This window comes from Candidatus Dependentiae bacterium (genome assembly GCA_026389065.1).
Taxonomy (GTDB): Bacteria; Babelota; Babeliae; order Babelales; family Chromulinivoraceae; genus JACPFN01.
In genome coordinates this window covers 1-820 of the sequence record JAPLIP010000003.1, presented here as the reverse complement: position 1 = coordinate 820, position 820 = coordinate 1, and the positions used below count along the sequence as shown (strand labels likewise).

The window sequence follows — 820 nt, the reverse complement described above, 5'->3', positions numbered from 1 at the left end:
TGAGGCCATGAAGAACTCATGCCTAGCATTTAATTCTTGAGCTAGGTAGTTAATTTTATTATTTAGATCTACCATTCTTTGAAAATTTTCTGTTGTATTATTGCCAGCTTTTACATTCTTTATGTCTTCTATGGCTTTCTGAAGATCATTCATCCTTGCTTGGTAAATTTTGTTAGATTGATGCATATTAGTGTGTATATCTACTCTATTCTGATCTCTGAAATCATTCCTTTCCATAACAGGTTCATACTTATTAATCTTATAACTATCAAAAGGGAATTTCAGATCTTCAGGATTAGTATCTTCTTCATTTAATACTGTTGATGCTGGATTAGACGGGCTGCTAAAATAAGACGATGCTTTAGATCCGACTCCTTGTAGATATTGTCCCAGAGACGTTGTACCAGCTCGACCAAGCTGAGTGCTAGTTTTTTTCATACCCACAGCCTGACTGCTTACCAGCAGACTGAGTACGCAAAATAGATATTTTTGATTTGTAGACATTGCATGTTCCCTTTATTTTTTATCCCCCCATGGAGACCTATATTTCTACCCTAACAAAAGCGCTCAACCAAAAACAATGGTTTACCCCCCCCCCCTGAAAAAATGCTTTTCCAGAGCCAAAAACGCTCAGCTTTTACTTAAGAAATGAAAAAGCCGCGGTCACATATTTCTATGCACCACGGCTTTTTGAACTATTTTTTATCTTGCCTTACCACTTAGTTTGCATACACTAAAAATATTGATTTTTATTAAAAACTAAGGACAGATTATGTTTTCAAAAAAACAATCACTTCTGGCAACAAGCTTGCTATTTTTA

General features: G+C 35.4%; 1 protein-coding gene. It reads right to left on the bottom strand.

All coding sequences use genetic code 11. The features are described 5' to 3' along the window. A partial coding sequence (locus tag NTU89_00060; protein MCX5922945.1) for a hypothetical protein occupies window positions 1–504 on the bottom strand: 504 nt, incomplete at its 3' end. Window positions 505–820: the final 316 nt, after the last annotated feature.